Origin of the sequence: Paenibacillus lutimineralis (assembly GCF_003991425.1) — a bacterium.
GTDB lineage: Bacteria > Bacillota > Bacilli > Paenibacillales > Paenibacillaceae > Fontibacillus > Fontibacillus lutimineralis.
Window position 1 is genome coordinate 5,307,960 of record NZ_CP034346.1, and the last position, 26,058, is coordinate 5,334,017.

30 protein-coding genes and 1 riboswitch are annotated in these 26,058 nt (G+C 48.5%); of the genes, 5 read left to right on the forward strand and 25 right to left on the reverse strand.

The window, feature by feature from the left end:
* Positions 1-60: 60 nt before the first annotated feature.
* Positions 61-1,119, reverse strand: coding sequence for a YhcN/YlaJ family sporulation lipoprotein (locus EI981_RS23445; protein WP_127002361.1), 1,059 nt, complete (start codon positions 1,117-1,119; stop codon positions 61-63).
* 209 nt (positions 1,120-1,328) lie between these two features.
* Between EI981_RS23445 and EI981_RS23450 the strand changes: the two genes are divergently transcribed.
* Positions 1,329-1,691, forward strand: coding sequence for an NAD-dependent epimerase/dehydratase family protein (locus EI981_RS23450; protein WP_127002363.1), 363 nt, complete (start codon positions 1,329-1,331; stop codon positions 1,689-1,691).
* Positions 1,692-1,874: 183 nt separating this feature from the next.
* On the opposite strand, the gene EI981_RS23455 is transcribed toward EI981_RS23450, so the two are convergent.
* From EI981_RS23455 to EI981_RS23520, 15 genes are all read right to left on the reverse strand, one after another.
* Entirely contained in the window at positions 1,875-2,210 is a 336-nt protein-coding gene (locus tag EI981_RS23455) for a hypothetical protein (RefSeq protein WP_127002365.1), read from the reverse strand.
* A 222-nt stretch (positions 2,211-2,432) separates the two neighbouring features.
* Positions 2,433-3,548, reverse strand: coding sequence for a CgeB family protein (locus EI981_RS23460; protein WP_127004945.1), 1,116 nt, complete (start codon positions 3,546-3,548; stop codon positions 2,433-2,435).
* A gap of 205 nt (positions 3,549-3,753) precedes the next feature.
* On the reverse strand, positions 3,754-4,020 hold the full coding sequence (locus EI981_RS29810) for a hypothetical protein (protein ID WP_162616041.1): 267 nt from the start codon (positions 4,018-4,020) through the stop codon (positions 3,754-3,756).
* 32 nt (positions 4,021-4,052) lie between these two features.
* Positions 4,053-4,403 carry a hypothetical protein gene (locus EI981_RS23470; RefSeq protein ID WP_127002369.1) on the reverse strand — a complete coding sequence of 117 codons (351 nt, stop codon included), beginning with the start codon at positions 4,401-4,403 and terminating at the stop codon, positions 4,053-4,055.
* Complete coding sequence (locus EI981_RS23475) at positions 4,397-4,708, reverse strand: hypothetical protein (RefSeq protein WP_127002371.1); 312 nt, start codon at positions 4,706-4,708, stop codon at positions 4,397-4,399. The genes EI981_RS23470 and EI981_RS23475 overlap by 7 nt, the downstream gene beginning before the upstream one ends.
* Positions 4,705-5,052 carry an alpha-helical endospore appendage domain-containing protein gene (locus EI981_RS23480; protein ID WP_127002373.1) on the reverse strand — a complete coding sequence of 116 codons (348 nt, stop codon included), beginning with the start codon at positions 5,050-5,052 and terminating at the stop codon, positions 4,705-4,707. Before EI981_RS23480 ends, EI981_RS23475 begins: the two co-directional genes overlap by 4 nt.
* A 22-nt stretch (positions 5,053-5,074) precedes the next feature.
* Positions 5,075-5,362, reverse strand: coding sequence for a nucleoside-diphosphate sugar epimerase (locus EI981_RS23485; RefSeq protein ID WP_127002375.1), 288 nt, complete (start codon positions 5,360-5,362; stop codon positions 5,075-5,077).
* A 115-nt stretch (positions 5,363-5,477) separates the two neighbouring features.
* The gene (locus tag EI981_RS23490) at positions 5,478-6,779 is read right to left on the reverse strand and encodes a glycosyltransferase family 2 protein (RefSeq protein ID WP_227011561.1); all 1,302 of its coding nucleotides are present in this window, start codon (positions 6,777-6,779) and stop codon (positions 5,478-5,480) included.
* A gap of 16 nt (positions 6,780-6,795) precedes the next feature.
* Positions 6,796-7,758 carry a GT-D fold domain-containing protein gene (locus EI981_RS23495; RefSeq protein WP_227011562.1) on the reverse strand — a complete coding sequence of 321 codons (963 nt, stop codon included), beginning with the start codon at positions 7,756-7,758 and terminating at the stop codon, positions 6,796-6,798.
* The gene (locus EI981_RS30030) at positions 7,724-7,858 is read right to left on the reverse strand and encodes a hypothetical protein (RefSeq protein WP_257792000.1); all 135 of its coding nucleotides are present in this window, start codon (positions 7,856-7,858) and stop codon (positions 7,724-7,726) included. Before EI981_RS30030 ends, EI981_RS23495 begins: the two co-directional genes overlap by 35 nt.
* 214 nt (positions 7,859-8,072) lie before the next feature.
* On the reverse strand, positions 8,073-8,801 hold the full coding sequence (locus tag EI981_RS23500) for a sugar phosphate nucleotidyltransferase (RefSeq protein ID WP_127002380.1): 729 nt from the start codon (positions 8,799-8,801) through the stop codon (positions 8,073-8,075).
* A gap of 29 nt (positions 8,802-8,830) precedes the next feature.
* Entirely contained in the window at positions 8,831-9,577 is a 747-nt protein-coding gene (locus EI981_RS23505; protein WP_127002382.1) for a glycosyltransferase family 2 protein, read from the reverse strand.
* Positions 9,574-10,695 (reverse strand): glycosyltransferase, encoded by a 1,122-nt coding sequence (locus EI981_RS23510; RefSeq protein WP_162616255.1) that lies wholly within the window; start codon positions 10,693-10,695, stop codon positions 9,574-9,576. The genes EI981_RS23505 and EI981_RS23510 overlap by 4 nt, the downstream gene beginning before the upstream one ends.
* A 10-nt stretch (positions 10,696-10,705) precedes the next feature.
* Positions 10,706-11,521, reverse strand: a complete 816-nt coding sequence (locus EI981_RS23515) for a glycosyltransferase family 2 protein (RefSeq protein WP_227011563.1) — start codon at positions 11,519-11,521, stop codon at positions 10,706-10,708.
* 138 nt (positions 11,522-11,659) lie between these two features.
* Positions 11,660-12,850, reverse strand: coding sequence for a glycosyltransferase family 4 protein (locus tag EI981_RS23520; RefSeq protein ID WP_227011564.1), 1,191 nt, complete (start codon positions 12,848-12,850; stop codon positions 11,660-11,662).
* Positions 12,851-13,097: 247 nt separating this feature from the next.
* On the opposite strand from EI981_RS23520, the gene EI981_RS23525 reads away from it, so the two are divergent.
* Positions 13,098-14,183 (forward strand): YheC/YheD family endospore coat-associated protein, encoded by a 1,086-nt coding sequence (locus EI981_RS23525; protein ID WP_127002386.1) that lies wholly within the window; start codon positions 13,098-13,100, stop codon positions 14,181-14,183.
* A gap of 142 nt (positions 14,184-14,325) precedes the next feature.
* Here EI981_RS23525 and EI981_RS23530 read toward each other — a convergent pair whose 3' ends face one another.
* Genes EI981_RS23530 through EI981_RS23540 form a run of 3 tightly spaced genes read right to left on the reverse strand, consistent with a single transcriptional unit; the run spans position 14,326 to position 17,322 of the window.
* Complete coding sequence (locus tag EI981_RS23530; RefSeq protein WP_127002388.1) at positions 14,326-15,126, reverse strand: energy-coupling factor transporter transmembrane component T family protein; 801 nt, start codon at positions 15,124-15,126, stop codon at positions 14,326-14,328.
* Positions 15,119-16,714, reverse strand: coding sequence for an ABC transporter ATP-binding protein (locus EI981_RS23535; RefSeq protein WP_127004953.1), 1,596 nt, complete (start codon positions 16,712-16,714; stop codon positions 15,119-15,121). Before EI981_RS23535 ends, EI981_RS23530 begins: the two co-directional genes overlap by 8 nt.
* Positions 16,715-16,716: 2 nt before the next feature.
* Positions 16,717-17,322 (reverse strand): ECF transporter S component, encoded by a 606-nt coding sequence (locus EI981_RS23540; RefSeq protein ID WP_127002390.1) that lies wholly within the window; start codon positions 17,320-17,322, stop codon positions 16,717-16,719.
* A gap of 127 nt (positions 17,323-17,449) precedes the next feature.
* A riboswitch (TPP riboswitch) is annotated at positions 17,450-17,561 on the reverse strand.
* Between the two features lie 153 nt (positions 17,562-17,714).
* Between EI981_RS23540 and asd the strand changes: the two genes are divergently transcribed.
* Positions 17,715-18,512: an archaetidylserine decarboxylase gene (gene asd / locus EI981_RS23545; protein WP_127002392.1), complete on the forward strand. Its 798-nt coding sequence runs from the start codon at positions 17,715-17,717 to the stop codon at positions 18,510-18,512.
* Positions 18,513-18,582: 70 nt separating this feature from the next.
* Here asd and EI981_RS23550 read toward each other — a convergent pair whose 3' ends face one another.
* Complete coding sequence (locus EI981_RS23550) at positions 18,583-19,368, reverse strand: helix-turn-helix domain-containing protein (RefSeq protein WP_127002394.1); 786 nt, start codon at positions 19,366-19,368, stop codon at positions 18,583-18,585.
* Between the two features lie 193 nt (positions 19,369-19,561).
* Here EI981_RS23550 and EI981_RS23555 point away from each other — a divergent pair, with 193 nt between their 5' ends.
* Positions 19,562-20,851, forward strand: coding sequence for an aminotransferase class I/II-fold pyridoxal phosphate-dependent enzyme (locus EI981_RS23555; RefSeq protein ID WP_127004955.1), 1,290 nt, complete (start codon positions 19,562-19,564; stop codon positions 20,849-20,851).
* Between the two features lie 108 nt (positions 20,852-20,959).
* Positions 20,960-21,073: a sporulation protein YjcZ gene (locus EI981_RS29815; RefSeq protein ID WP_227011565.1), complete on the forward strand. Its 114-nt coding sequence runs from the start codon at positions 20,960-20,962 to the stop codon at positions 21,071-21,073.
* A gap of 89 nt (positions 21,074-21,162) precedes the next feature.
* Here EI981_RS29815 and EI981_RS23560 read toward each other — a convergent pair whose 3' ends face one another.
* From EI981_RS23560 to EI981_RS23580, 5 genes are all read right to left on the reverse strand, one after another.
* Positions 21,163-22,377: an ABC transporter permease gene (locus EI981_RS23560; RefSeq protein ID WP_127002396.1), complete on the reverse strand. Its 1,215-nt coding sequence runs from the start codon at positions 22,375-22,377 to the stop codon at positions 21,163-21,165.
* A gap of 3 nt (positions 22,378-22,380) precedes the next feature.
* Positions 22,381-23,127, reverse strand: a complete 747-nt coding sequence (locus EI981_RS23565; protein WP_127002398.1) for an ABC transporter ATP-binding protein — start codon at positions 23,125-23,127, stop codon at positions 22,381-22,383.
* A gap of 29 nt (positions 23,128-23,156) precedes the next feature.
* Positions 23,157-24,542: a DEAD/DEAH box helicase gene (locus tag EI981_RS23570; RefSeq protein WP_127002400.1), complete on the reverse strand. Its 1,386-nt coding sequence runs from the start codon at positions 24,540-24,542 to the stop codon at positions 23,157-23,159.
* 174 nt (positions 24,543-24,716) lie between these two features.
* The gene (locus tag EI981_RS23575; protein ID WP_127002402.1) at positions 24,717-25,493 is read right to left on the reverse strand and encodes an SDR family NAD(P)-dependent oxidoreductase; all 777 of its coding nucleotides are present in this window, start codon (positions 25,491-25,493) and stop codon (positions 24,717-24,719) included.
* Positions 25,494-25,538: 45 nt separating this feature from the next.
* Positions 25,539-25,994 (reverse strand): chemotaxis protein CheX, encoded by a 456-nt coding sequence (locus tag EI981_RS23580; RefSeq protein WP_127002404.1) that lies wholly within the window; start codon positions 25,992-25,994, stop codon positions 25,539-25,541.
* Positions 25,995-26,058: the final 64 nt, after the last annotated feature.

Here is a 26,058-nt window from a genome sequence, read left to right on the forward strand (position 1 = left end):
AATAAGTTAGAGGCTCCTTATACATCATAGGGAGCCTCTTCTTTACGTTGACTTAATAAATTAGCGATTCATATGAGTGCGGTAGCCGTCGGTCGATAACCCGTTCACTCCGCTTGGCGTATACCCGCTAGGACCTGTCATGGTTCCTGCACGTCCCGGAAAGACACGCTCCACCATCCGTTCAAAATCACGTACATAACCATTCAGGGTTGCTCCGTCACGTGATTTGGTTGTATATCCCCCCACACCAGTTACAAAATCAGGGTCCGAAGAGATATAGACATTCTTAATATGAGGCGCTGTTTTCTTAATTTTATTCGTAATTTCATTCTTAACATGCTGTGGAACATGATCCCTTACAGTACCCGTACCATTTGTGCTGAATGGACTTAACGAATTGTTCCTTATACCATGATGGGTACCACTGGACATGAAATTATACGTTCCATAAGTACCACCCATACCGGTATTTCCACGAATACCGTAGGTCCCATCAAATCCATTAGTTCTATTTCTAAAAGTTCCATTAAGCCCGTCCGTATTAACCCCATGCAATCCATTCGTTCCATAAATGCCATTCATCCCGTAGGCACCTGTACCTCTTGTACCATTCAAACCCGTACCTCTTGTACCATCCAGACCTGTACCTCTTGTACCATTCAGACCTGTACCTCTTGTACCATTCAGACCTGTACCTCTTGTACCATTCAGACCTGTTCCTCCTGTAACTCCTGAAGGTGTCAATGGGGCGCCAAGTCCTTTGGCGGAAATTCCAGAGCTACGGTTGACCCCTTGACGATTGTGCATAGTTACCGCGACGTAGGCATCACGATCCGACACTAATACATGTGCGGTCTGCACATCGGATAGTCCGGATATTTTGTTGCTTAATATTGGGCTGGATTTCAGAGAATGAACGCGGTGCGTCGTTCCGTGTCCAGCACTGCGTGTGAACATCCGATTTCCGGGCTTAATGGAATTCACATCATAACGATGCTCGGTCTGGCGTAAGCTCTGCGTGCGGACATTGTTATTTTTCGTCGTCGTACCGCAACCAGTAATACTAACCATCCCAGCGATTAGAGCAGCGGAGAGCGATAAGCTAACGATTTTGCGCATGTAGTCATCCTCCAACAATATAATTTTATGATGAACAGAACTTAGGATGCTCTTTTCGCGGATACGAAATTCAGGTAAACTTAACCGACCGTCATACCTAGCGCCAATAATTTCTCCCCCACATTCGGTACATATATATGATGGTTTTAAGGGAGGACAGGCGGAGCTGGCTTCATTGACTCACACCTGGTACAACGCTTGATTGGGAGGTGCATGTAATCGACGACCTTAGCATAGGTCAAATAGAGCATGTTCATCCGGAAGCGAAGCTGCATGTTCTGGATATTCGTTTGTTGTATGCCGCAGATCTGATCGCGACAATACAGCCCTCGCTCGTGGTGCATTTGGCAGCTCAGGCCGATTTCCAGCGCTTGGTTCTTGAATCAGCAGTAGAGCGTTTATGGAGCCTTGAACATCTTGAATGCTTGCCAGGAAGTCAAGGTTATGGGCTTCCGCTCACTGTGAATGGAGACGGAGAGCAGACACGTGATTCCATCTATGTTGAGGACATCGTAAGCGCGATTATTGCAGCTTACGGCAAGAACTGGAGAAAACTTACCTCTGCGCTATAATGACTCATCTCAACCGTCCGGAGACTGGGTTCTCTAAATCCAATAAAATAAGCCGATCCCTGATACCGATCCAGGGGTCAGCCTTTCACTTCTATATTAGGGTTGACAGATAATACGGACCCGTCATAACAATTTCTAGAATGAATTTCCCGTTATAACCCATCCTGCGAAATCGTTCGAAGCCTAATTAGTTCTGATCGCTTCCTCTTGAGTAAAGATAGCTACAGGATGCACGCCATTCCAGGCTCTGACGGTCACTGCTGTTGTGTCATATTTATTAATGTTCGTCACCATGATCAACTGAAACGGCGAGAATTGAGTCGTAATACGAGGAATGATTACACTAACTTCCTGAGCTAAGTAATATAATCCGCGATACAATAAGCCCTGCGGTGTATAGACTGTAATTAGCATCTCAAATCCTTCGCTACCCAAATTGCATAGCTCCAAGTCAAAGGCTTGAATGAAGCGAGAATCTATTGCTCCATGTTCAACCGAATTCAAACGTAAAATGGACATAATCGTGCCCTCCAGCAATCTTTATGATTTCTATCATCCTATGCTTCCTGAATTTAAATGCATAGGCCATCCATCTATGCTACTCCACCTATTTCTCCAGCCTTTATGCATTGATCCAAGCAATGAAGGCGAAGCATTTAATAGAAACTAACAACCATACTATTCACATGTTGCTGCATGGAATAAAAGGGCAAGTGCATTGCCATGAAACGTTGAATGTCTTTATTTGAAAATATAGCCAAACAGTTGATTTAACCGATGGTTGTACGTATGATCACGGAAGGTTCTCTCTAGAGCTCTCAATGCGATCTGCTGTCGCTCCTTCTCATGGGACAAGTAATAATTCACCTTTTCCATCAGTTCATCGGAATTTGAGAATGTCTCGATTTCCACGCCTGGCTTATAGAACGACGATAGATCCTCACGACTGTCTACAAGCTGCAGCGTTCCGCTTGCTGAAATCTCAAAGGTACGGGGGTTGGGTGAGAGTGCTCCGATCTTGGCAGTATTGTTGTTCACTGTCTCATCAAACGGTGAACGATGCAGATTAATCACGATTTTAGTACCGCTATAGACTTCCGATGTTTCAATTGGCCCCATCCATTTACCAATCTCAATCCCACCTGGGTATTGCTTATATTCCGGTAGTCGGTCCCACCATAATCCATTAATCTTTAATCCCTTCTCCATCAGCCCACCAATGATCGGACGCAGGAACTCTACGCGATTCCAGTAGGCTGAACCGATGAAGCTGATCTTCCGGTTAATCGCAGAGCGGGTTAATGTTGGACGATAATGGCTTACATATGCGGCGAACGGTAAATAATAGACATTGCGACATCCCAGGCCACGGTAGACTTCAATGCAGTTCCGCTCTAATGTAAAGACATAATCATAATGGGGAGCGATCTTCTTCGTCATATCGGTATAATATGGATCATCCGTCAACCAGATCGCTGTTTTAATTCCTAACGCCCGGACCGCGTCGATCTGTTCAACTGGCCGATCCATGCCGTCAAGCGCAAGTACTAGATCAGGCCGATTTTTTTCCGCCAGTTTCTGGATCGGCTCTTTGGTTTCAGCCGTAATTACACTTGCAGTTAAAGTCTTCAAAGTCTCAACAATCGCTTCATCTATCGGCGAATACGGGAAGCCCTTACCAGAGCTAACATATAGAACCTTGATCTTTCTGACCGGAAAGGATGTTTTTGTTCTCTCCACAATGACCTTCGCCTGCCCCCGAAAGTATCCTTCAGCATAACCGTCTCTGAGCCCGTCTTCCCATCCTTTGCGCCTGGAGTCTGAAAGATCCCTTAGAAATGGCCGAGTGGAATGCATCCCTTGTTCTAACACGAACTGTCACTCCTTCTTCAATGGAAATTAGATTACGAATTCAAACAGTTGACTGACCCGATGGACAAACGTATGGTATTACCAGGTCATCCATAGAGAACACCAGGCAATGGCCAGATGCTCTTCTTCATCCTAAAGATAAGAGTCAATTTTGGACTGCAGATCGGAGGCGTCGTTAAATGTTTCAATATTAATCGTGATGCTTGAGCCGATCCCAATGTCCCCCTGCAATGATCACTTTCTTATCCTGCAGGAACTGCGCCAGTAGATCAAACAATTCGACTCTATTCCAGAAGGCTCTGAATGGATTTCCTAGGTCTGTATAAATATATGCTAGGGGTACACGTGCATCATGGACGCTACCCCGCGTCCGCATAAATTGGCGAATGCCTTCTATGTAATAGACATCAAAGCCCCTATCCGGGCTTGCGGCCGAATAAGGGCTTGCAGATTGCACTCTATGGAATCAATTGATTAATAGATCAGTGGCTATACCCGTTCCTTATAACCTACTTTATGCCCATCTTCGAACCCTTGGGTGAACCCGGAATCGAAGCCCTTCTGATAGGCATCATTATAAGAATTCTGATAACCCGATTCATTTGATACTTCCTTCGGGACCGTAACGACTGTAGGATTGGGCGATGAATTTCTTGTACGTCGGCGATTCAAATAACGCGTGCGCTGGAATCTGCCTCTACGTTTCGATCTACGCTTGCGTAGACCCCTACCGCTCAGTTTGCTTCCACGTTTCAGAGCCAATTTTCGCCTGCCAATATTAGCCCGTCTAGGCCGCTTCGATTTGGATCGTCGACTGGCGCGAACCTTCGCTCTTAACATATTTTATCTTCCTCCTGTTCTCCTCGGGTGACATCCTTTGCTGCATAGCAAGAATCCGTGATCCAGGGTGATGAAGGAGTTCCATAATAGACGTGATGCAGTGTTACTCCACATATCGTACGAGCTATGGCCTGCTGATATGCCATCAACGTCTTCACATTTTCCGCCAGATGGCGGGCCGTTCCTTCGGAATGAGTCACATCTGCCATGCTATCCAGAATGCGCGCCAATGCCATTTGGCTCCTGGCAATGGATTCTATGACGCTTATTTTGGCCTTCTCTCTAGCATGAAGATCGATTATCATTTGTCTGTATCCTCCAAATCGAAGCCGTCGCCGAACAATCCTCCAAGGCTTCCTCCCTTAACCTCTTCCTCTTCTGCTGAGGCAAGTACTGTCTTTAAATTACTACATAATCCGTTCTGCAGCTTAGTAAGTCCCTCCAGCACCTCTACAACCTGTTCATGAATGTCGAGCGGCTCGGATAACCGCTTCTCATCCTCATCGAAGCTGGCATGATGGACTTGATTCAAAACCCAGTTGCGCACCTTCTCGGCTTCAAGCGCCTTAGCCTCCAGGATCATAGCGACATTCCACTGGACTTTGGAGGCTGCATCTAAAATATGCAAATAAGCCTGTTCTCTGCTCATAGTTCCCTCCCCGCTTTCAAGCTTACTCCTCATCCTGGCTTCTCAGCTCTTTTAAGACGAAGCCCAAATTCTCAGCCATTGCCTCCTGAAGATCAGCGATAGCATTTAAATAAGAAATTACGCTTTTGTTGATTCGGCCCGTATTCTTGATCAAACCGGGCACTCCTTCAAATGCAGGTTCGTCGTCAGGTATGGCATGGACGATTTGTGCCATACGAACAACAACCTGTCGTTCAGCATCCAACACTCTTGCCATCTGCTGGTGTGAATGAGACATGTGGACAATGATCTCTGTAATTTTCTCCTCCATCCTGATCCCTCCAAGCGAAATATAATCATTGTAATAGACGGCATAAGGCTATGCCCGGCATTTATCTTTGTTCCAGCATATGCACGGCCATAGCCTGTCGTTCCTGTATGACAACCTACAAATCCTCTGCTTTCGACCGGGTAGGCGGCGCAATGGGAAGGCCTTCCGGCCAGTCATTCCAAGCTTCGTGCGAAGCAGTCTGCTTCGGAATAATGAATCCCCAAGCTGTACAAGCATAATGTGATACAAATTCTCTTCTTGCCCCCTGATCGAGCTGATAGATCGTCCCGTCCTCCGCCATTACAACTTTCCCATCCCTGGATGAGTCTCTCTTGATCGCTGCCAGCTCCATTTCTCCATACTCCGGTCCCGTTGGAATCTGCAACAATTCAATGACAGATAATCGCGGCATAGATGCCGTCATCACCTCGTCTCTCACTTTGGCAGCTACAGGATACTTTACGCCATGCTGCATCCAGAACAGCTTCCCGCTGGCGCTTCTGATCCAGATATGTGTTGGGAAGAAATCAGCAGCCTGATGAGAGGAAGCGGCCGATTCCTTCACCTTACTCCTTATCCATTCGTAGCGATTCCCCCATTTCTGAGTATAAAATCGCTCATTCCTATCATTCACAGTAGAGAATTGCTTCGCACCCAATCCCTTCATCGTCACGCTTCCGACATGATGAACAAAAGTATCACCGGCAATTCGCATCCTTTTGCCTTGCAAGCGTAAGCGCCGATTCCAGTCATCATCCTCGAAGTTTCCGACTTCATACCCCTCATCCAGGTATCCTACCTGTTCAAAGGTGCTGCGCTTCATTAAAATACAGAAACCTACGAGGCGACTCGTATCCCGCCATTTGCCGGTATTACGGCGATTATAAGCGGCTGCAAATCGAGGCATCTCCGATAATTCATGATAGGGAACATCTATTTTCTGCTCCCCGCTAATGTAATTCGTAACCGGGCCTACCGCCGCCGTATCCGGGCTTTCAAACAAACAAGCCAGCATCTGGGTTAGCCATCCTTCCGTAACGAATACGTCATTGTTAAGAAGTACGATCGTCTGCCCCCTGGCCATCATAAGTCCAGTATTAATCGCTTGTGCGAAGCCCAGATTAGACGAATGCGCCGCGACACGAAGTGAGCCTCTACGGCGACGCAATGCCTCCACCGTTCCATCTTGTGACCCATTATCAACAATAATAATTTCATAGGGTGACACGGTATGGGCTTCTATATAATCCAAGCATTGAAGCAGTAATTGCTTCTGATTATAAGTCGGGATGATGATGCTTGTTCCCTCGAACCAGGTGCCAAATGTCTCTTTGCCGGATTTAAACCCCTTGTCGTAACCCGTACGATACCCCTGCTGGAAATCGGATTTACGGGCCGTATGTCTGGTATTCCGCAAGAAGCTACCTCCCCTCTCATCTGAGCGATATCTCACCTGAAGTGATTTCATCCGCCAGATGCCCCATGTCTAGAGCAGCCTTTCCCAGCTCATTAGCGATTCTGGCACATAGAATGACAGCTGCAACACCGGCCGATACAAAGGCTATATCGAATTCGATATGTGCGATCTGATTCATCACCCGCTGAATATCAGTGACACCGAGCACCGGAGCGATTACTCCCTGAACCTGAATCCCAAGAGATCGCAAATGCTTGGCCAAGCCGGGAGCCTCATTGCCAATCAGCAGAACGTTGCGCCCAGTCAGCAGTTTCCTCAGCCTTCCCTCTTCATTGAGAGCATAGTTAACGGTAGACGAGGTCATCTTCAGGGTTCGATAATTGATTCCGAAATGCCGCAATACCGGGAACAATAACCCTTGATAGGAAGGATGTCGTGAGTTAGGGATACCGACGATGCTTGCACTGGAAATTGCTTTAGATAACTCCAATCGCACATGGGAATCAGGAAGGTTCACTCCTGCATATGGCAAAAAGCTTCCCCAGCGCCTCACTTCTTCGATGGACATAACCGTATCATGGGCTAAGGTCAGCAGTTCTCCATCACCAAGGCGTACTAATGAGAAGGGTCTAGCGTTCTTAATTGCATCATCCAGCTCTTGAGAGACATCAGCAGTAGTGAGGATCTGTATTAACGATCCTGTCAGGCTCTGTATTCCAGCTTGTATAACATCATCCACTGTCAACTCTGGCAGCACCATCTGTTTCGGTATCCATTTCTCTACCTTGGCCTCTCCGCCATCATACAATCCTTGTCGATAGCCTTCTTCATAGGGTAAAACCTCGATCTTTTGCCGCATTCTGCGCTGATTCGGAAGAACAGAGGCATGTAATGGCGTCTCTACCGGCCTGAATATTCCTTGCTTCTCTACAGCTACATCCGTTTCAGCAATCCGTGTGGGCAGTATTCTTCTCGGCACCTTGTTCCCGTGCTTCCCGGTCATTCTTCTCCCAGCTTGACGGTGGCGCTTCCCCTTGTCCGTTCTGCTCCACAAATACGAGCCGGCCCGTCTCCGCCAATGTCTACGCCATGGCATCCGTCCTCTTCGTGCCGGCGGTCCGTCATGCACGAGACCCGCTTGACGAGGTATTTTCCTGATTTTCCGACTTCTGCCGGCTGTTCGGAATTGATACCCTCTGACCGACATCCTATTCGCTCCTCTCCAAGCAGGTTGAACTATTCTTCAGTAACCTCATTGGCAACTTGAATACGAAATCGCTTCTGCCCCTAGAATCAGGGCAGTACCCCTCTCATATATACTTCAGCTTCACGCAGAGATTCCGGTGTACCTGCATCTCCCCACCACAGCTTCAATATGTCATACCCCAGCTTGCCCTGTTCCGCGTACCGATTGTTCACATCCGTAATCTCCAGTTCACCTCGGGCTGAGCGGGTGATGTCCTTAATCATGCTGAATACCATGTAGTCATACATATATATTCCTGTTACTGAATACCTCGACTTCGGATGCTTCGGCTTCTCCTCAATATACAAAATCAGCCCAGGCTGATTCGGATCGAAGACTGGAACTCCGTAGCGTCTCGGATCATCCACAGGTTTAAGCAGAACTCTTGCACCAATGTGCTGCTGTTTGAACTTCTCTACATAGGGTGTAAGATCATCTAGGAATAAATTGTCTCCAAGCAATACGACGAACTTCTCTCCGGGCGTTATAAATCCTTCTGCCAATTCCAACGCTTCGGCGATTCCCCCGGCGGATTCCTGAATTCGGAAATTCAGCTTTACGCCATAGTTCTCCCCGCTTCCAAAAAAATCGGCATAAAGGCCTGCTGACTGCTTGCCGATAACCATGAGAATATCAGTGATTCCGGCCTGGCGCAGCCGTTCTATGCCATAGCAGACCATAGGATATCTCCCAACCGGAAGCAAGTGCTTATTAACTAATCGGGTCAGCGGGTACAGTCGTGTTCCGGTGCCTCCCGCCAAAATCACACCTTTCATGGGCTCCCCTCCTTAATTCAACTCATCATCTATATAAACTGCCAAGGGTCTATGCCCCATTTCTCGATAAACAATCCTCGGTTCCTCTCGATCAGAGAGTTCCATCCATCGGGATGATGCTGTCTAAAGCTGGCGCTTCCAGCGTGGTAGACTAGTGTATCCCCGCATATCATAAGACGATATCCACGCCGTCTAGCTCTATAGCAATAGTCATCATCTTCATAGTGTCCTGGTGAGAATCGCTCATCGAGCTGGCCGAGCTCAGTGAATAGCTTCCGCTTGAACATGAGACACATTCCGACGAGCCTTGGCACCTCCTGCCATCGCTCAGGGGTAGACTGATTATATTTCTCTGCAAGCGCGTAATACTCCGTTAGTCCCTCCCATTGAATATCCACCTGCTGCCTTCCACTACAATAATTTGTTACGGGTCCGACCATTCCGATGTCTTGTGAACTATACAATGTTGTTAACATATTGCTGAGCCACCGTGGTGAGACGATCACGTCATTATTAAGCAATAGTAGTTGATCACCCGATGCAATGCTCAGCCCTCGATTGCAGGCTGCCGGAAAGCCTGTGTTATCAGGCATGGCTACAAGAATAAGTTCTTCACGCAATCCGTATTCCGTAGTCCCGTCGCTCGATCCGTTATCCACGATAATGATCTCATAGGGTACTTCCGTGAAGCGGCGAATCGCCTCTACACATGGAATCAATAGATGCAGACCGTTATAGGTTGGAATAATGATACTGGTTAAACCGAACTTGCTCAACGTCCATTCCTCACTTTCGCAAGCTTACTGCGAGTCATCCGCGTAAATTTCAACCGCGGACCATAGATCTTCATCACTTCCGCCAATGCCTCTATATGATCGCCAAGGATTAGACCGGCTACCGGGTTCGCTGAACCTGTATTTGTACTGCGAATACGGTTATTCTTCACCACATTCACCGAATACGGTGCTGTTACAGTTAATCCGCGAACTAAGGCAAGTGCATGTGCCTTGGGAGGGATGATCAGGCTGGCATGGCCTAATGCATCGATAGCTCTGCGAGATAGAGCATGTGGAACAGCAGTGAGCGAGTTAGCTAATAAATCCGTGCGTCCAAGCGACATATTTAGAAACATCTTGCTATACGTCACACTATCCTGCTTTGCGAATGAAGGCAGGAACGGTGTAATATCATTGAGAGCCACATCGCTCCCTTGTTCAACAGCTACTAGAAAGGCTCCGAGATCCTCCGCAGGTAGCGCCATATCCCCATCGACGAACAGAACTGTATCCTTAGTAGTCACCGCGGCACCAAGAGCTCTCCCCACATCATGGCCGAGCCGTTCTGGATAATTCAGCTTAATAAGACGAGGATCATGTTCCATAGCTGCGAAGCTTCCATCACTGCAGCCATTCAGTACCACCACGATCTCCCCGAAAGGCAAGCGCCTAAGCTGTGCAAGTACCGCATTTAAAGTCCTTCTCTCATTGCTGGCTACAACTACAGCTGCTGTCGTCCTTCTAAGTGGGAGTGGGATATAATGACGCAGCAGGTTGTCTCCCGCTGCATAACCATGCGCAAAAGCTGTGGAAATACGGAGTATTGAGGAATATCCCCTTCGTGTTCCCGCCGCGTGTGCCAAGTACCATGAATTAAAGCATTGCTGCATGTGTTCACAGGAGCGTTCGCTTTTACTCTTGCCGGCGGCTTCCTTTCTTCCACCTTGCAAAGCCAGCCGTTTCAGCCAGTCTGCACCGTATGACCGTGCTTCCGATCGAGTAGCATTTGCATCATGGAACACTTTCTTCCGCCTAGCAATGTACCCCTTTCTTCTATTGCGTCTGGCTATATTAATTCGTCGGGCTTTACCTTTACCAGCTGCTCGCATTCTTCCCATTCGCATACCATCACCTCACCTTGCCCCGTAGTCGGTTCAAGTCACTGTAGCCTCCACGCTGCCCCTGCTCCTGAATCAGCCAATGCACCGCATCCAGATGGTCGCCGACCACAAGCGAGGCCAGCGGATCGGACCTTCCCACTCTCCGGCGCACAGGATTTATGCTCCCCACCGCGACGGTGTTCGCTATTTGAATATTCAATCCCCTAACCGCTGCCACCGTATGGGCCAGTGGAGGAATCTCTAGCAGCTTAGGGCCTATTACTTCAAGAGCCTGACGGCTGAGCGCATGAGGCACAGCTGTCATTGAGGCACCGTGGAGATCAGGGCGCGACAGCCAAGCATTTAGCGAGTACTTCGCTAACACAACAGGATGAGCTCTTTGTCTGCCAACTGAACCGGAATATCCGTTCAAGGCTACGTCCACACCGGATAATACAGCCCTGACGAATGGCCGCAGCTCAGCAGCCGAAATAATCATATCCGCATCCATAAACAACAGAGCCTGCCCTCTGGCTGCTTCCGCACCGACGCGTCGTCCAACATCATGCCCAAGCGGTTCGGCAAAACGAATAACCCTCGCGCCAATTGCAGCGGCAATCTCAGCCGTTCCGTCCGTCGATCCATTTGCAACGACAATCGTCTCGCTGCGCGGATGAACTTTACTAGCTTCACGCAGTACGGAGGGCAGCCGCGCTCTCTCATTCATAGCCGGAACAATTATAGAAACCATAGGATCGCGATGATTAACGATCTTCGGCAGCTTTGGCCTTGAAGCCTGTTTTCTGGTACTTGGGACCAAGCCTCTCTTCCTTCTTCTGATCAAGCCTGCACCTCCCCGTCTTGTTGTACCAGTCTATATAGAACAGTGTATGTGAGTGTGAAATTGACGCAACGGCAAATGTACATTCATGTGAATATGCAAAAAAAGCGCGTAAGTTCCTTACGCACCATTCATAAAATTCTATTCGATTCCTCTCATTAATTGTCCCCAACGCTCCGCAGTATGCTTCCAGCGAAATCTACTGCGGGCAAGTTCACGCCCCGTGCACCCTATTACCCGGCGCACCTCTTCATGATTAAGCAAATAAGAAATATACTCAGCGAGGCCTTGCTGGAGAGAACCGGGCGGAAGCAGAAGTCCGGATTCTCCATCGGCTACAATCTCCGGAATCCCCCCTGTATTGGTGGCAATAACCGGTATTGCCGCGGCCATCGCCTCGACATTCACTAATCCAAAAGCCTCTTCCTCACCGGAGGGAACGATAACAACATCGGCCAAATTATAGCAATCAGCAACTCTGGGATACTTAATATATGGAAGGAAGACGACATGATCTTGATATGGTTCAGCCAGCTTCTTCAGCTTCCGAACATAGGCGGTCTCACGATCGGTCCCATAAAATGCACTGCCTACAATAACTAGCATTGCATCCGGTACGCGCTTCTGAATCGTTGGCCAAGCACTCAAAATATGGTGTACCTCTTTGGCTCGCTGCAGCCTGCCTACATAGAGAACAACCTTGCGGTTCTCCCAACCGAAATCAGCCAATCTGGCCTGGCGGAGTGATTCTCCAAGTGGAGTCCAGCGAGGTATGAAATCTTCCAGGCTGACCCCTAACGGATTTACTAGGATCGGGACCTGCAGCCCCGGGAATCGAAGTAACAGCTCTGAGCGTAAATACTCGCTATTCACGACGATCCCATCTACTCGGTTCAGCCAGTGGGAAGTCTCAAACAGAGGACTATAGGCCGTACTAATAAATGTTGTAGAATGGAGCGTCAACAGAACACGAGTGAACGGGAGTTTTCTCTTGATTTGAAAAGCCAATCTAGGGCGGTTATGCACATCTATAGTATCCGGATGCCATTTACGGAGGTGTTGGAGGATCGACTGTAAGTAACGGTGCCCACCTGGCAGACGGAAACACGGAACATGGCCTACCATGCCAAAGTTCGGAAGCTGTCTGTCGGATAGCCCGAATATGCGAATATTCAATTGATCAGACGCAAGCGGTACTACCTTCTCAATCACTCTCTCAACCGAGCTGCTCCTGCCTGATGGAATAATGAAGGAGCCGGGAGTAATCACCGCTACCTTATGGCGTTCCAATACAGACTTAGATCCCCGTTCTGTCATGACGCTACTGTTCATCTCCAAACCTCCGCATAAATCTCTTCAAAGGTATTTCAATAGCTAATTTTACTCCCCCACTTCTCAGTGCTAAAAATTAGCCTTTTTGATCACTCATTATATTAGATAAATATACGACCTTACTCTGTAAAATGTGCATACAGTTAACAACAATAAAACAGGCTGTTGCCGCAGAACAGTCGTCCACGCTTTCGGGTCAGGCCAACATAGAGTGTTAAAGAAGCCTCAAGTAGGAAGGAGGAACACTATGGGACCAGACCACGTCGGAATCCTGCTTAATTCCAGCATGTTTCGTGGTATTCCCACAAGACGTACCGGTCAGGAATCGATAAATAATTACGAGGAAGTTGCTAAGGAATTCGATCTCATTCCCTGTTTCCTCCGCTTGGGTAATATCGATCTGAAACAGGGGAAGTGCATCGCCTATATCTACAACGGACGGGAATATACCAAATCTATCATTCCTATCCCCAAAGTGATTCATAACCGGGCTCTCTACTCAGATCCGGCCGCTCACAGGAATGTCCTCCAGCTCATATCACAAGGAACAACCGTGTTTAACGCCAACAATCGATATCGTAAGGATCTCATCCACAAATTGCTGTGGGACAATAAGTATCTTCGCAGTTACTTACCGGTCTCTGTTCCAGCAACATCTTCCGGACTGCAGCAAATGATGGAGCTATACTCCGACCTCATTCTCAAGCCAGTACGCGGATCGGTGGGTCACGGAATCATACGTTTGCGAAAAGGAACCAAAGGCTGGGAGATCATTCATTATTCCTTACGCCAAAAAAGCTGGATCAGAGCGCGTCTATATCCGGGAGAGCCACCGCAGTGGCTCGGAAAATTACTTGCCCGTACACCTTATTTCATACAGGAACGTATTCCCTTGCTGGAATACAATAACAGGCCGCTCGATCTTCGTGTCACTGTGCAGAAAGGGATTAACGGTACCTGGAATGTTACCGGTTTGTTCGCTAAGGTTGCCCCCTCCAATAGCTTCATCTCCAACATTGCCAAGGGAGGGACGGCATACCCAGCTCCTGTGCTGTTGGGCAACCTGCTGCCTGCCCCGATCGTCGCTAGCGTCTTGGCTCATGTTAAATCTCTGTCCTTATCAATCGCTTCAGAGTTATCCGCAAATCTTCCGCAGTTAGCCGACCTAGGGCTGGACATCGGACTTACGGATAACGGACGCCCTTACTTTATAGAATGCAACGGACGGGATCAACGCTACGGATTTCGCAAAGCGGCAATGACAAATATCTGGAAGGACACTTATCAGGCTCCAATGGCCTACGCAAGGTATTTACTGAATCATCAGAAATAGACAGAAAGCGAAAGAATAAAAGTAACTACCTAAATCTGATTAGACACAACGTTTACTATCTGCTAATTCGAACATTAATAAGGAGCTATCCCTAAACCACTAGGGACAGCTCCTTTCTGCATTAACGTGCATCTATTCATAACTAGTATCTTACATCAGCTACCCCGAAAGGCGGCAGCAAAACTGACATTAGTAGCGCAGCTCCAACGGCGGCACATAGTAAGAGCACAACCCAACAATCATTCCTCGAGTACTCTGAGGGGTAATAATAGCTTCTTCTTCCTTTCCCATCAAAAGCCTTCGTCTCCATCGCCACCGCAACCCGGTGGGCCCTCCTAATTCCTTGGACAAGCAGCGGAACGATATACAGCTTAAGGCCACCGATCCATTTCATCCCTCCTCGTAAGGAGCGGGCTCCACGGATTTTTAAGGCGTTACGGCGAATTTGCAGCTCCTCCCACACCATGGGCAGCAGCCTGATCGAAGCCATGAAGCTATAAGCAAATTTAGGTGGCAGCTTTGCCTTCTGCATCAAGGCATAGAACAGAGTGACCGACGGAGTTGTCAGCACAAACAACAGGCCTTCCGAAGCAAACGTTACAGCCTTGAACCCGATGTGTATGCCGCGATAGAAGCTCTCCTGCGAAATTTGGATCAGTCCCCATGCCCACCAGATCGTATCTCCCTTGCCAAACAGAATCATTGTTGAAGAGGAGGCTAGGAAGACGATTAGGAACGGCGTCATAATAAGTGATATTTTCCAGAGTCTATGTCCACTAAAGAACACTAGCAATAGCAGAAAGCAAGTCATCTGGTAAAAAATAAAATCAAGCCGGTGGGTGAAGAGCGTCAGCATAAATAGCGCAATCATACAAATCAGCTTAGCAACTGGATTCGCGCGATGAAATGGATTAACACGATGCGGAATTAATAAATCATTCATGCCCCATCCACGCCCCTATCGCTCCATTTCGCTTAGCCATTGTCTCTCCCCGTTTGGTCAGTCTTCTCTCCACAAGTCGCCCATTCACTACTCTCCATTCCAGGGTTGCTATCGTGTCGACCAGCCTCTCCTCATGCGTGATCATCACAATTGCAATTCCCTGCCTGCGAAGTTCCTCGCACAAGCTTAGAATCGCGAAGGTGCTCACAGCATCCTGACCAAAAGTCGGCTCATCCAGTAGCAGCACCGGCTTATTCAGCACTGTCGCTCCAGCCACACTTAGGCGCCGCTTCTGACCTAGCGAGAGCTGATAGGGATGACGGTGTTCCATTCCCTCTAATCCGAACTGCCCTATCGCCTGCCTCACTAGGGATGAAATGTTATCTTTGTCATCCCCCTCTTCATATAAGGAGAAGGCAATTTCCTCGCTCACTTGATCAGCCACGAACTGCATCTCTGGATTCTGAAATACAAAGCCAATCTTCCGAGCAGCCTTCTCGGTCCGTCTTCTCTTAGCCTTGTCTCCGCTCATATCAATCCCCTGCAGCCTGTAGGTTCCATCTGTAGGCAGAAGCCCCATCAAGCTGAGCAATAATGAACTCTTCCCTGCACCATTTGGCCCTGTAATTACGATGAAGTCTCCAGGATATATCTCGGCTTGCTCCACTTCAATCACGGGCCTCCGCTGTCTGTAGCCGTAAAATTGCTTCAACTCAATCAGTGGATCCGCCAAGGAGGAACGTGGGGCATCCATAGGGAGACTCAGAAGTTTCTCCCCGTCCCGGGACATGAAGAAGACTTCCCATACCCCAGGGTACCAGATGCCAAATTGCTCCAATTGTTCATGGAAGGAGGCAAACAGCTTCATCGGAGGAGCCTGCCCGAGAATTTGTCCGTCCGGGTTGAACAATACTACATTGTCCACAAGCCCAATCATTTCTTCAATCCGATGCTCAACAATGACTAGAGTTCGCCCTTCAGCGATAGAATGAATGGCCTCCCAGATCTGCTTGCGTCCTTCGGGATCAAGCAATGCGGAAGGCTCATCCAGGAACAGAACCTCAGGATCGGCAAGAAGCACCGAAGCAAGCGCCAGTCGCTGCTTCATTCCCTGCGACAGTGAATTAATCGGAACATGTAGATTCTCAAAGAACAAGCCTACCTGATCCAGAGCCTGCCTCATCCGTGTCTCCATCTCTTCCCTGGGAATACATAGATTCTCCAGCACGAAGGCCAGTTCTTCATCTATGTAAGGCATACAAAACTGCGTATCAGGGTCCTGAAACAATACGCCTCTTGATTCAGGAACCATTCTCTCCTTGAACCGCAGCGGTACCTCGACCATCTCAGGCATGATCCCGCTCAGCACCTGGAGCAAAGTAGACTTGCCGCAGCCGCTGGGTCCGAGCAATAGCACCTTCTCACCGCGCCTTACTGAGAGGGACAAGTCCTTGAATACGAATGCAGCTTCCCCTGGGAACTTCAGCCGAAGGTCTTGCACCCCCAAAATGATATCGGGTACCACAGCCGCTTGCTCAGCATCCTTAATATCAGACTCTGCAATCACATTTACATAAGATGTGTTCATCATTAATCATCCAACGCCGCCAGATCTTTGGATTCGACAGGACGAAGCAGATTGGTTACCCCTGTTCGCTCGACTGCTTTGGCCAAGCTGTAGGCCAGGAACCCAGCGATTACAACCGAGCTGACGGCACGCATTGAATATTTGGCAATGAACATCCACGGCGCATAATCTCCGACATATCCATAGAAAATGTCTGGAATCAGCGAGCCAATGGATGCGGCAAGACCTGCGAGACCCGCAACCGGCGCGGAGAAATTACGATAGCGGAATGCAGCAAATATGAGCTCTGCGGCAAGACCCTGAAGCAGACTATAGACAAGCAGCTGAATTCCCCAAGCGCTGCCGAATAGAACCTCTACGTGCGCGGCTGCAACTTCGGCAATCAGCGCCACACCCGGCTTGCGAATCAATAGAAATACAAGTGTCGAGGCGATGAACCACATGCCGTACACCAGTTCATCAGCCTGAAAGAACAGCGGAGATAGGAGTCCGTACACCGAGCTCCACAAATGATACACTACTCCGATTACAACCGAGATTAGCACCGTCACCAGAAGATCGCTAAGCTTCAGTCCTCTTTTTCCCTTTTGCAAGTTGACCTCTACCATTACTATCACTCCTTAATAAATTTATTGCGGGGATATTCCGTCTAGAGAACAACAAAAAACCGGCTGAATAAGCTCAGTCGGTTGTATAGTCCCAGTATGCAGACATGATGAGTCCACAAAATAAGCATGAACAGGACGATAGATTCTCTACGCTGGCATTATCCAGATCAGATTAACGGTCTGCAGCGGAGTATGCTGCCATCTCAGCCTGATTCACTCAAGCCCCCGTATCCCTATGCAATTAACATTACAATACACCACATGTTTCCAAGTTCGCAAGCATCAATTACAATATTTTTATATTTATTGCTTTCACTCTTATTCTATGTCAAGATAACGAAAGTAGATTGCGGCAGTTCCAACTGCCCTTCACCTATGGGAGGAAATAACAATTGGCTACCAAATGGATGATATGGATGACAGAGCTATCCTCGCGAAAATCGATTTGCCGGCTGACTGGCCGCTTTTCCCATTCCAAATGGAGCAGGTTCGTCATTCCACGCTTTGCTAAAGCTTATGGAATTACCCTGGATGAAGCGGAGAAAGAAATCAAAGAGTACCGCACTTTGAATGAATTCTTTACGCGCAGGCTCAAGCAAGGGATGCGCCCGATTTGCCAGGAGCCAGGCGGTGTCGTAAGCCCAGTGGATGCGCTTATTACTGCCATGGGGAAGATCCAATCCAGTACGATTCTGAATGTAAAAGGACAGGACTATTCCATTGATGAACTGCTTAACCATTCACCGAGGAGCGAGGCTTACCGCAATGGCTATGCTTATGTGCTCTATCTCAGCCCAACCGACTACCATCGCATTCATGTGCCTGTCAGCGGACGCAAGCTGGAAAGTGAGCACATACCGGGAAGAGTATATCCCGTGAATGACTTCGGCATGACCAATATGCGTTCTGTACTTAGCCGCAACGAGCGGCTCATCACATATATTTCCCATGAATACGGAGAGACCGCCGTCGTAAAAGTCGGGGCCATGAATGTCAGCAGCATCAAATATGTCGATAACGACACCAAAGAGTGGGAGCGCGGCGATGAGCTGGCCTATTTCGAATTCGGCTCCACGGTGGTTCTCCTGATGCAGAAGAACTTCCATCCGTTGTCCGGCCTGGACGTGGGAAGTAAAGTCAAAGTCGGGACCCTGCTCGGGCATTTTCACAATTCTGAGTCGGGTAAGTAATCATATAGACAAGAAAAAACCTGAGTACTCAGGTTTTTTCTTATTAACTTTATTTTCAATCCCGTATGGATCATCTTATTTCAGAAGGACTCTTCCCCGTATACTGTTTGAATTGTCGGCTGAAGAAAAATATGTCCCTATACCCCAAAGCATCGGCCACTTCGGTTACATTCATGCCTGCATGCAAGAGCAGATGCTGAGCGCGATCAATCCTGCATTTAATGATATAGGTCTGCACGGACATGCCTATAATCTCTTTAAATTTGATCGAAAAGTAGCGCGCTGACAATCCGGCCCGGGCGGCCAAATCCTCGACTTTATGCGGCAATCCGGGATGCTGTAGAACATAATTAGCCACCTCACGGATAACCTCGACCAGTTGATTGCTCATTTTCTTCTCCCGGGGTACCTCACGATCCTCGCGCAGCAAGTAGATGAGGAGTTGCTTCAGGATCAGGCGAGCCTCCTCCTCCGCTCCATATGCATGCACCAGGAACAAGCGTACATAGCGAGACAGCATATATTCAAAATCTAGGGTATTATCCAGTACCCGATAAGATTTGGGAACCTCCATTACAGGTTCATCAATGTCAAAATGAATATATGTAAGCACTAGCGGGCGTTGTGGATTATGCGTTGCTGTCGGATGATCACCTTTGCGAAACAAGAAGCAGCTTCCTTTACTCACTTGAAAAGACTGGTTGTTCAGGACGACGTTTCCTTCCCCGCTCCACACATAGAATAAATCATAGTTCTCCAGCGCTTTATCTCGCTTGCGCCACTTCCAGTTAGGTTCGCATACAATTTTGGCAAATGCCGGCTTCAGAATAAAAGATGATGGTGAAATGTGAAGCATGTCCTTCCCTCCCCCAAAAAATTTTTCTTGTCAGTATTATACTCATTTTGTTACCTGTTGAACATCTTCAAACTGTCCTATTTCCCCGAGGAATAGAAGGAAATCATCGTGACGGCTTATGTTGTAAATGTTATAATGTAAGGCAGTCTAAAACGGAAAAATAAACGATTGGAAGGATGGAACGAGAATGAGCCTGAATCCACTTGCAGAGCAGTTGAACCAGACCTTGCAGCAAGGCTATGTTTATGACATGTTATCTCAGCTGGGTAAGGAGATTTACTTCCCGAAAGAAGGGATCCTGAGCCAATCGGCTGAAGCATCCGCAGGGGCTAAGAAGTATAATGCAACGATCGGCATCGCAACCGAGAATGGCATCCCTATGCATCTTGCCGCAATTCAAGACACCTTGTCCGCCTATAAACCGCAGGATTTATACCCTTATGCACCGCCTGCAGGCAAACCGGAATTGCGTAAATTATGGCGTGAGAAGATGATCGAGGAGAATCCTGCAATTGGCGGTAAGAGCTTCGGTAGCCCGGTGGTTACTAATGCGCTTACGCATGGCCTGAGCGTAGTTGCCGATCTGTTCGCGGATGAAGGCGATGCCGTCATTTACCCGGATAAAAATTGGGAGAATTATGAGCTGACCTTCGGCATCCGTCGCCATGCTCATATTATCAACTATCCTCTCTTCACCGAAGATATGAAGTTCAACAGCGCTGGCCTTCGCGAGGCTCTGCTAGCGCAACGAGACAAGGGCAAAGCGATCGTTATCCTCAATTTCCCGAACAACCCGACAGGCTACACACCGGGAGCTAAGGAAGGCCAAGAGATCGTGTCTGCGATCCATGAAGCTGCCGAAGCCGGTATCAATGTCGTTGCCGTTACGGACGACGCCTATTTCGGCTTGTTCTTCGAAGAATCGATGACAGAATCTCTGTTCGGCAAGCTAGCTGGTCTTCATCCACGAATTCTTCCGATCAAGGTGGACGGAGCCACGAAAGAAGAGTATGTATGGGGCTTCAGAGTTGGCTTTATTACCTTTGCGAACGATAATGCTGATGTCCTTGCAGCATTAGAGCAGAAGACAACAGGCATTATTCGCGCCACGATCTCCAGCGGTTCGCATCCTTCGCAAACCTTCATTCTTCAAGCGCTCAAATCTCCTGATTTCCACGCGCAGAAGGAAGAGAAATTCCAGATCATGAAGAGACGCGCCAATAAAGTGAAAACGCTGCTCGATAGTGGAAACTACGGGGATGTGTGGGATTACTATCCTTTCAATTCCGGATACTTTATGTGTCTCAAGCTAAAGACAGTAAACGCCGAAGCACTGCGTCAGCATCTGATTCGCGAGTATGGTGTCGGTACGATCGCCCTTGGCGATACCGATCTGCGCATCGCCTTCTCCTGCATTGGCGAAGAGAATCTCGAGGATTTGTTCAATCTGATCTACCAAGGGGTTACGGACCTACAGGCTTAAATCCACTTTTCCGGGAGACCACCGATACATTCGCCCAAGCACATTCCAGGCTATAGTCATACCATACATTGTATAAATTATCTTCTTAATCAGAAAGGGGAATTGTACATGGGCGGAGTTATCGAAGAAGGAAGAGGCGGATGCGGTGGTCTGTGGACCAGTACTGGAGTTATTCTCGTGCTCTTTATCCTGCTTGTCATTGTTAGCCGTACATTTATCTAACCGACCATACCTTCAAGCAATTCAAAGGCCAGCCGGCATATCGCCGCTGGCCTGTTGTTATTATTGTGTTTGTTTTAGACTTCCTCTATTTATTCATCTTCGTCTTTCCATTTCTTGACCCAGGTAGATCTTAATCCAAATACCATAAGTACAGCGATCACAAGACTCAGCAGAACCCACATTAAATTGTCCATCCACGATGCTACCGCTAGAGGAATCCACATCAGAACTGTCAGTACCAGGAGCAAGCGCGATGCAAGGCGAATTGCCTCTGTCTTATGGGCTCCACTTGGAAGCGGATAGAAGGCCGTAGCCGGGGAATCAGCATGCATTTGGTGCAGTGAAGTAAGCTGGGTAGCGATCAGAAATGTAAAGAACAGATACAGCCCGATCCCGAGCCAGCTTGCACCGTTCCAGCCGGTGAGTGCCATCCCCAACAATGTCAATCTCGCTACAATCCCTAACAATTCACTACGTATGAACGTCTTCGTAATCAAGAAGCGGTACGCGGTAGAACGCTGCCAAGGCATTCTGTTGCCTATACCTGACAGCCAGCGTCTGCGAATCACCTTCTGTCCGTCAGCCGGAACCTCAACAAACCAGCCCAGCCACATCATGACTTTGGACGCCCCTATCTTCTCCGCCTCGATTAGATTGTCCCATGCCACCGCATGCTTCATCGGGAAGCGCAGAGCCAATACATAATTGACGCCGACTAGCAGCATAAAGATTAGGCTTTTCCAGGCGGGCTGCCATAACCAGGCGGCCAGCATAAGCAGAATGACGCACCAACGAAGCAGGCGATAGCCCATTCTGGCCCGGGCTGTTGTAATTCTAAGCTCCTGCCAAGAGCCATAGGCACTGAGTACCTTAAGTAGAAGCAGGACGTGCAAGACCATCCAGAGTGGTTTGGTATCCACTCCGCTGCGGATGTACAACGGCCAGACAAGCACTAAGATGAGAAATAGGCCGATCAGCTTGTAGATAACTCCGCTGCGGTGGGCCGGCGACAAATATTGCTTCATGTCGGCTTCCCTCGGTAGCAGAAAGATAATATCAGCGGGCTGCATATAGGTACGAAAACTGGAATAAACCGTCATCGGACCAAGTAAGAGCAGCATAATCCACAGGACCGGCAGTCCTGGCGGGATATTTTGCAGAAAATTAGTGTACCAGGCTGCGAAGGCGATCAACAGCAATAAGAACAGAACGGCAACGCCGCTCTGAATGACATATGGCACAAACGGGAGCACTTTGCTCCAAAACGAAGATTTGCGCTTTCGACGCAGCTCCTGAAGTTCCATCTTCTAATCTCCGCCTTTAACTAAAGAATAGAAAATGTCTTCCAGCGCAGCCCCCGGCAGCTTGGCCTGCTCTGCAATCTCGGCAAGCGTCCCCTGAGCGATGACCTCCCCCCGGTGTAGCACAATGAAACGATCGCAATAGTTCTCAATCGTGGACAAGATGTGAGAGCTAAGTAGAATCGACGAGCCCTGAGCCCGCATCTCAATCATGAAGTCCAGTAAAGAGCGAATGCCCAGCGGGTCCAGACCCAGAAACGGCTCATCAATGATATAAAGCGGCGGTCTGGCTACGAAGGCACACATAATCATGACCTTCTGCTTCATCCCTTTGGACAAATGCATGGACAGGCTATCAGCCTTCTCCTCCATATTGAAGAGCTTCAGCAGCCTCGCTGCCCTCTCTTCATAGTCTTCCTTCGCTACATTATATGCTCTCGCCGCGAATTCCAGATGCTCACGCACCGTCAATTCCTCGTACAGTAGCGGAGATTCCGGTACAAAAGCGAGTGAGGATTGATACGCCTCCGGATTCTCCCCCCTGGTCTTGCCTTGGACTGTGATCCCGCCACGGTGAGGCGACATAAGGCCAAGAATATGCTTCATCGTCGTACTCTTGCCTGCACCGTTCAGACCGATTAATCCGACCATTTCACCCTTGTTCACGGTGAACTGAACATCATGTAATACAGGACGTCCTATACTATAACCGCCACTTAGTTCCTCCACCTGCAATACGGGTGTCTCACTCATCGATGAATCCCCCCTTTAACATTCATGGATTAATGATTATTTTGCTTATCCTTAAGCCATTTCGGCGCCCCTTTATTCTTCCGATCCTGGTCGCGGGCTTTCTTACGGGCAGGAGCCGGTGCCGACTTGCTCGGCCGGTTCCCGGCCTTGCTGGTCTCCTTGGCCTTGGCTGGACGTCTCGGCTGGCCAGACTCCGAGATACGAGCTGAGTCAATACTCCGCTCTTTTCCTTTGGTTGTTTGTCTACCAGTAGACGCACTGCTCCTAGCTTCAGGAAGCGCGTCACCTTCAACAATCTGTCCCTTATATAAATTGCGTGGCGTTATCTCGATACCCAATTCACGCGAGAACTTGCGCATGATGAATTCTTCCTTGGACGAGACGAGCGATACTGCCAGACCAGAGTGCCCCATGCGTCCAGTTCGGCCGACGCGGTGAACATAATGATCTGCATCAATCGGCGGATCAAGGTTGATTACCAATGTCAGATTCTCAACATCGAGGCCGCGAGCGGCAACATCACTGGCAACGAGCAAGCGGATCTTGCCTTCCCTGAACCGGCGTAGCGTCACACTACGCACTGTCTTGTCCGCATCACCATAGAGCGCTCCTGCACTTAGGCCGACATAGTTCATCTTCGCCTCAACCTCGGCGATATCGGTTGTATTGTTAATAAATACGATCGCCCGCTCGGGATTAAAGTGACGTACAATCCGCCGCAACATATCGATCTTATCCCGTTCTTCACACTTGAAGTAAAGATGCTCCAGGCTTCGCGAAGTCCGCTGCTCAGGCTCGATACCTACCTCAACGGGTTCTTTCATCTCCCGCCCTGCCAGAGCACGAATATGCTCGTCAATCGTTGCCGACAGGAACATCAGCTGACGGTCGCGGAGCGTACCGCGCAGAATTCGTTCAACATCCGCCGTCCCGCCGAGCTTGAACATTTGGTCAACCTCATCCACAACGACCGTCCGTAAGGTATGCAGTTTGAGCTTCTTCATTTCGACGATCTCACGAATTCGCCCTGGAGTACCAACCACAAGCTGAGGATGCAGACGTAGCCGTTCCAGTTGTCTCTTAATCGCTGCACCACCAATCAGAGCTTGGACTGTAATTCCCAGCGCTTCCCCATATTTCTCAGCCTCGCGCTGAATCTGCATGGCCAGCTCCTGCGTAGGGGCAAGAATAAGGCCCTGCAGGGTCTTGTCAGGAGTCATCTTCTCTAGCATTGGTAGCAAATAAGCCAATGTCTTACCGGTTCCCGTCTGGGATTGGGCAAGCACATCACGGCCATCCAGAGCTGCCGGAATGCATTCCTCCTGTACGGGAGTTGGCTGCTGAATTCCATAGTCGACCAGCTTCCCCGCAAGTTTCTCGCCTATTCCGAGGCCTGTAAAAGTTGTATTAGACATTTTTTTCATCCTTATCATAAAATACTTGTTCAAATCATTTCGTTAGAGATCGTGGATTTGTAAACAACCTCTTCGTAATCATTATTTCCATTATATGCGATAACAGTAGAACACAACAAATGGTCGCTTTCACGATACAAAAGCCGGCTGCTGCCAGCCGGCTCAATAGCTCACTTATTTCTTATTCAACATACTATAACTTAAGCGATCCGCAAGCCTTGGAAACATCTGATACAGCTTGATTCCTGCAGCCGCCATCCTTGGCAGATTCACTTCTGTCTTCCGCTTCTCAATCGCTGATACCATCGCCTTGGCAACCCGTTCCGGCTTCATCATGAACCACTTCACATTGTTCACGTAATGACCTTCTGGATCGGCAATGCTGAAGAACGGTGTATCAATCGGTCCCGGATTAATTGTCGTGACCTGAATCCCATGCTCGCGAAGCTCCTGACGCAATGAATTGCTGAACCCCAGCACCGCATGCTTTGTCGCTGAATAAGCCGTTGACTTGGACGTTCCAAGCTTCCCGGCCATGGAAGCCACATTCACAATGATTCCGCTTCCTGCTTTCTTCATATGGGGAAGCACAGCCTTGGTACAGCGTACGATTCCCATATAGTTCACATTCATCATTTCTGCGAACTCCGTTACAGGCATGTCCTCACAATATTCGAACTTCCCGTAGCCGGCATTATTAACTAGACAATCAATATGTCCAAATTCCTTAATCACCTGTTCAAAAGCGGCCTGAACCGATTCATCCTGACTTACATCGAGTTCAAGCATTCTGCAAGGCCCCATCATTCCAGTGCTTACGCTCTGCAATTTATGTAATGATCTCGCAGCGATTACAACCGTTGCTCCCCGCTCCGACAGCATCTGCGCCGTCAATGCACCGATACCACTAGAAGCCCCTGTCACAACGATCACTTTATTAGTCAGCGTCATGGTTTATTCAACTCCTAGCTTCTATTATATGCCAGGCTCTACCTCTTATGAAACCATGACTTGAATATCCAGTTCGCCGATGCCTTCCATTAATAACGGGATACATAAAGCCTTCCGTACCGGTAGGTCATTCTGCCCAGTCTTGATGACGCGAGGTGGAGTAATATCTACAACAATCCCTTGATTTGACAAAATTGTACTCGCATTGCCACTAATCATATTTCCAAGCTCAGAGATCGCGCTCTGTCCCATCTCATCCATTTCCGTCAATACGAACCCGCCCATCATTGCCGATACGATCCGCAGAGCTACGCTCTCCTGTAGTCCAAAGACAACCATACCGCTAAAATGACCACTCATATCAATCTGAATCCAAATATGATCCCGGGCCGGCACTACGTCCTTAACCCCCAAATTGCCAGTAGAAGGGCTAACCTGTACTACTTGTTCAATCACAGATCGAGCTGACTCAAGAAAAGGATTTATCATTTCCGCTTTCACTATTTGGTCCCCTTTTCACAGAAAGTTAATCGATACTAAAGTCCCGTAATTTGATTAAATTTAT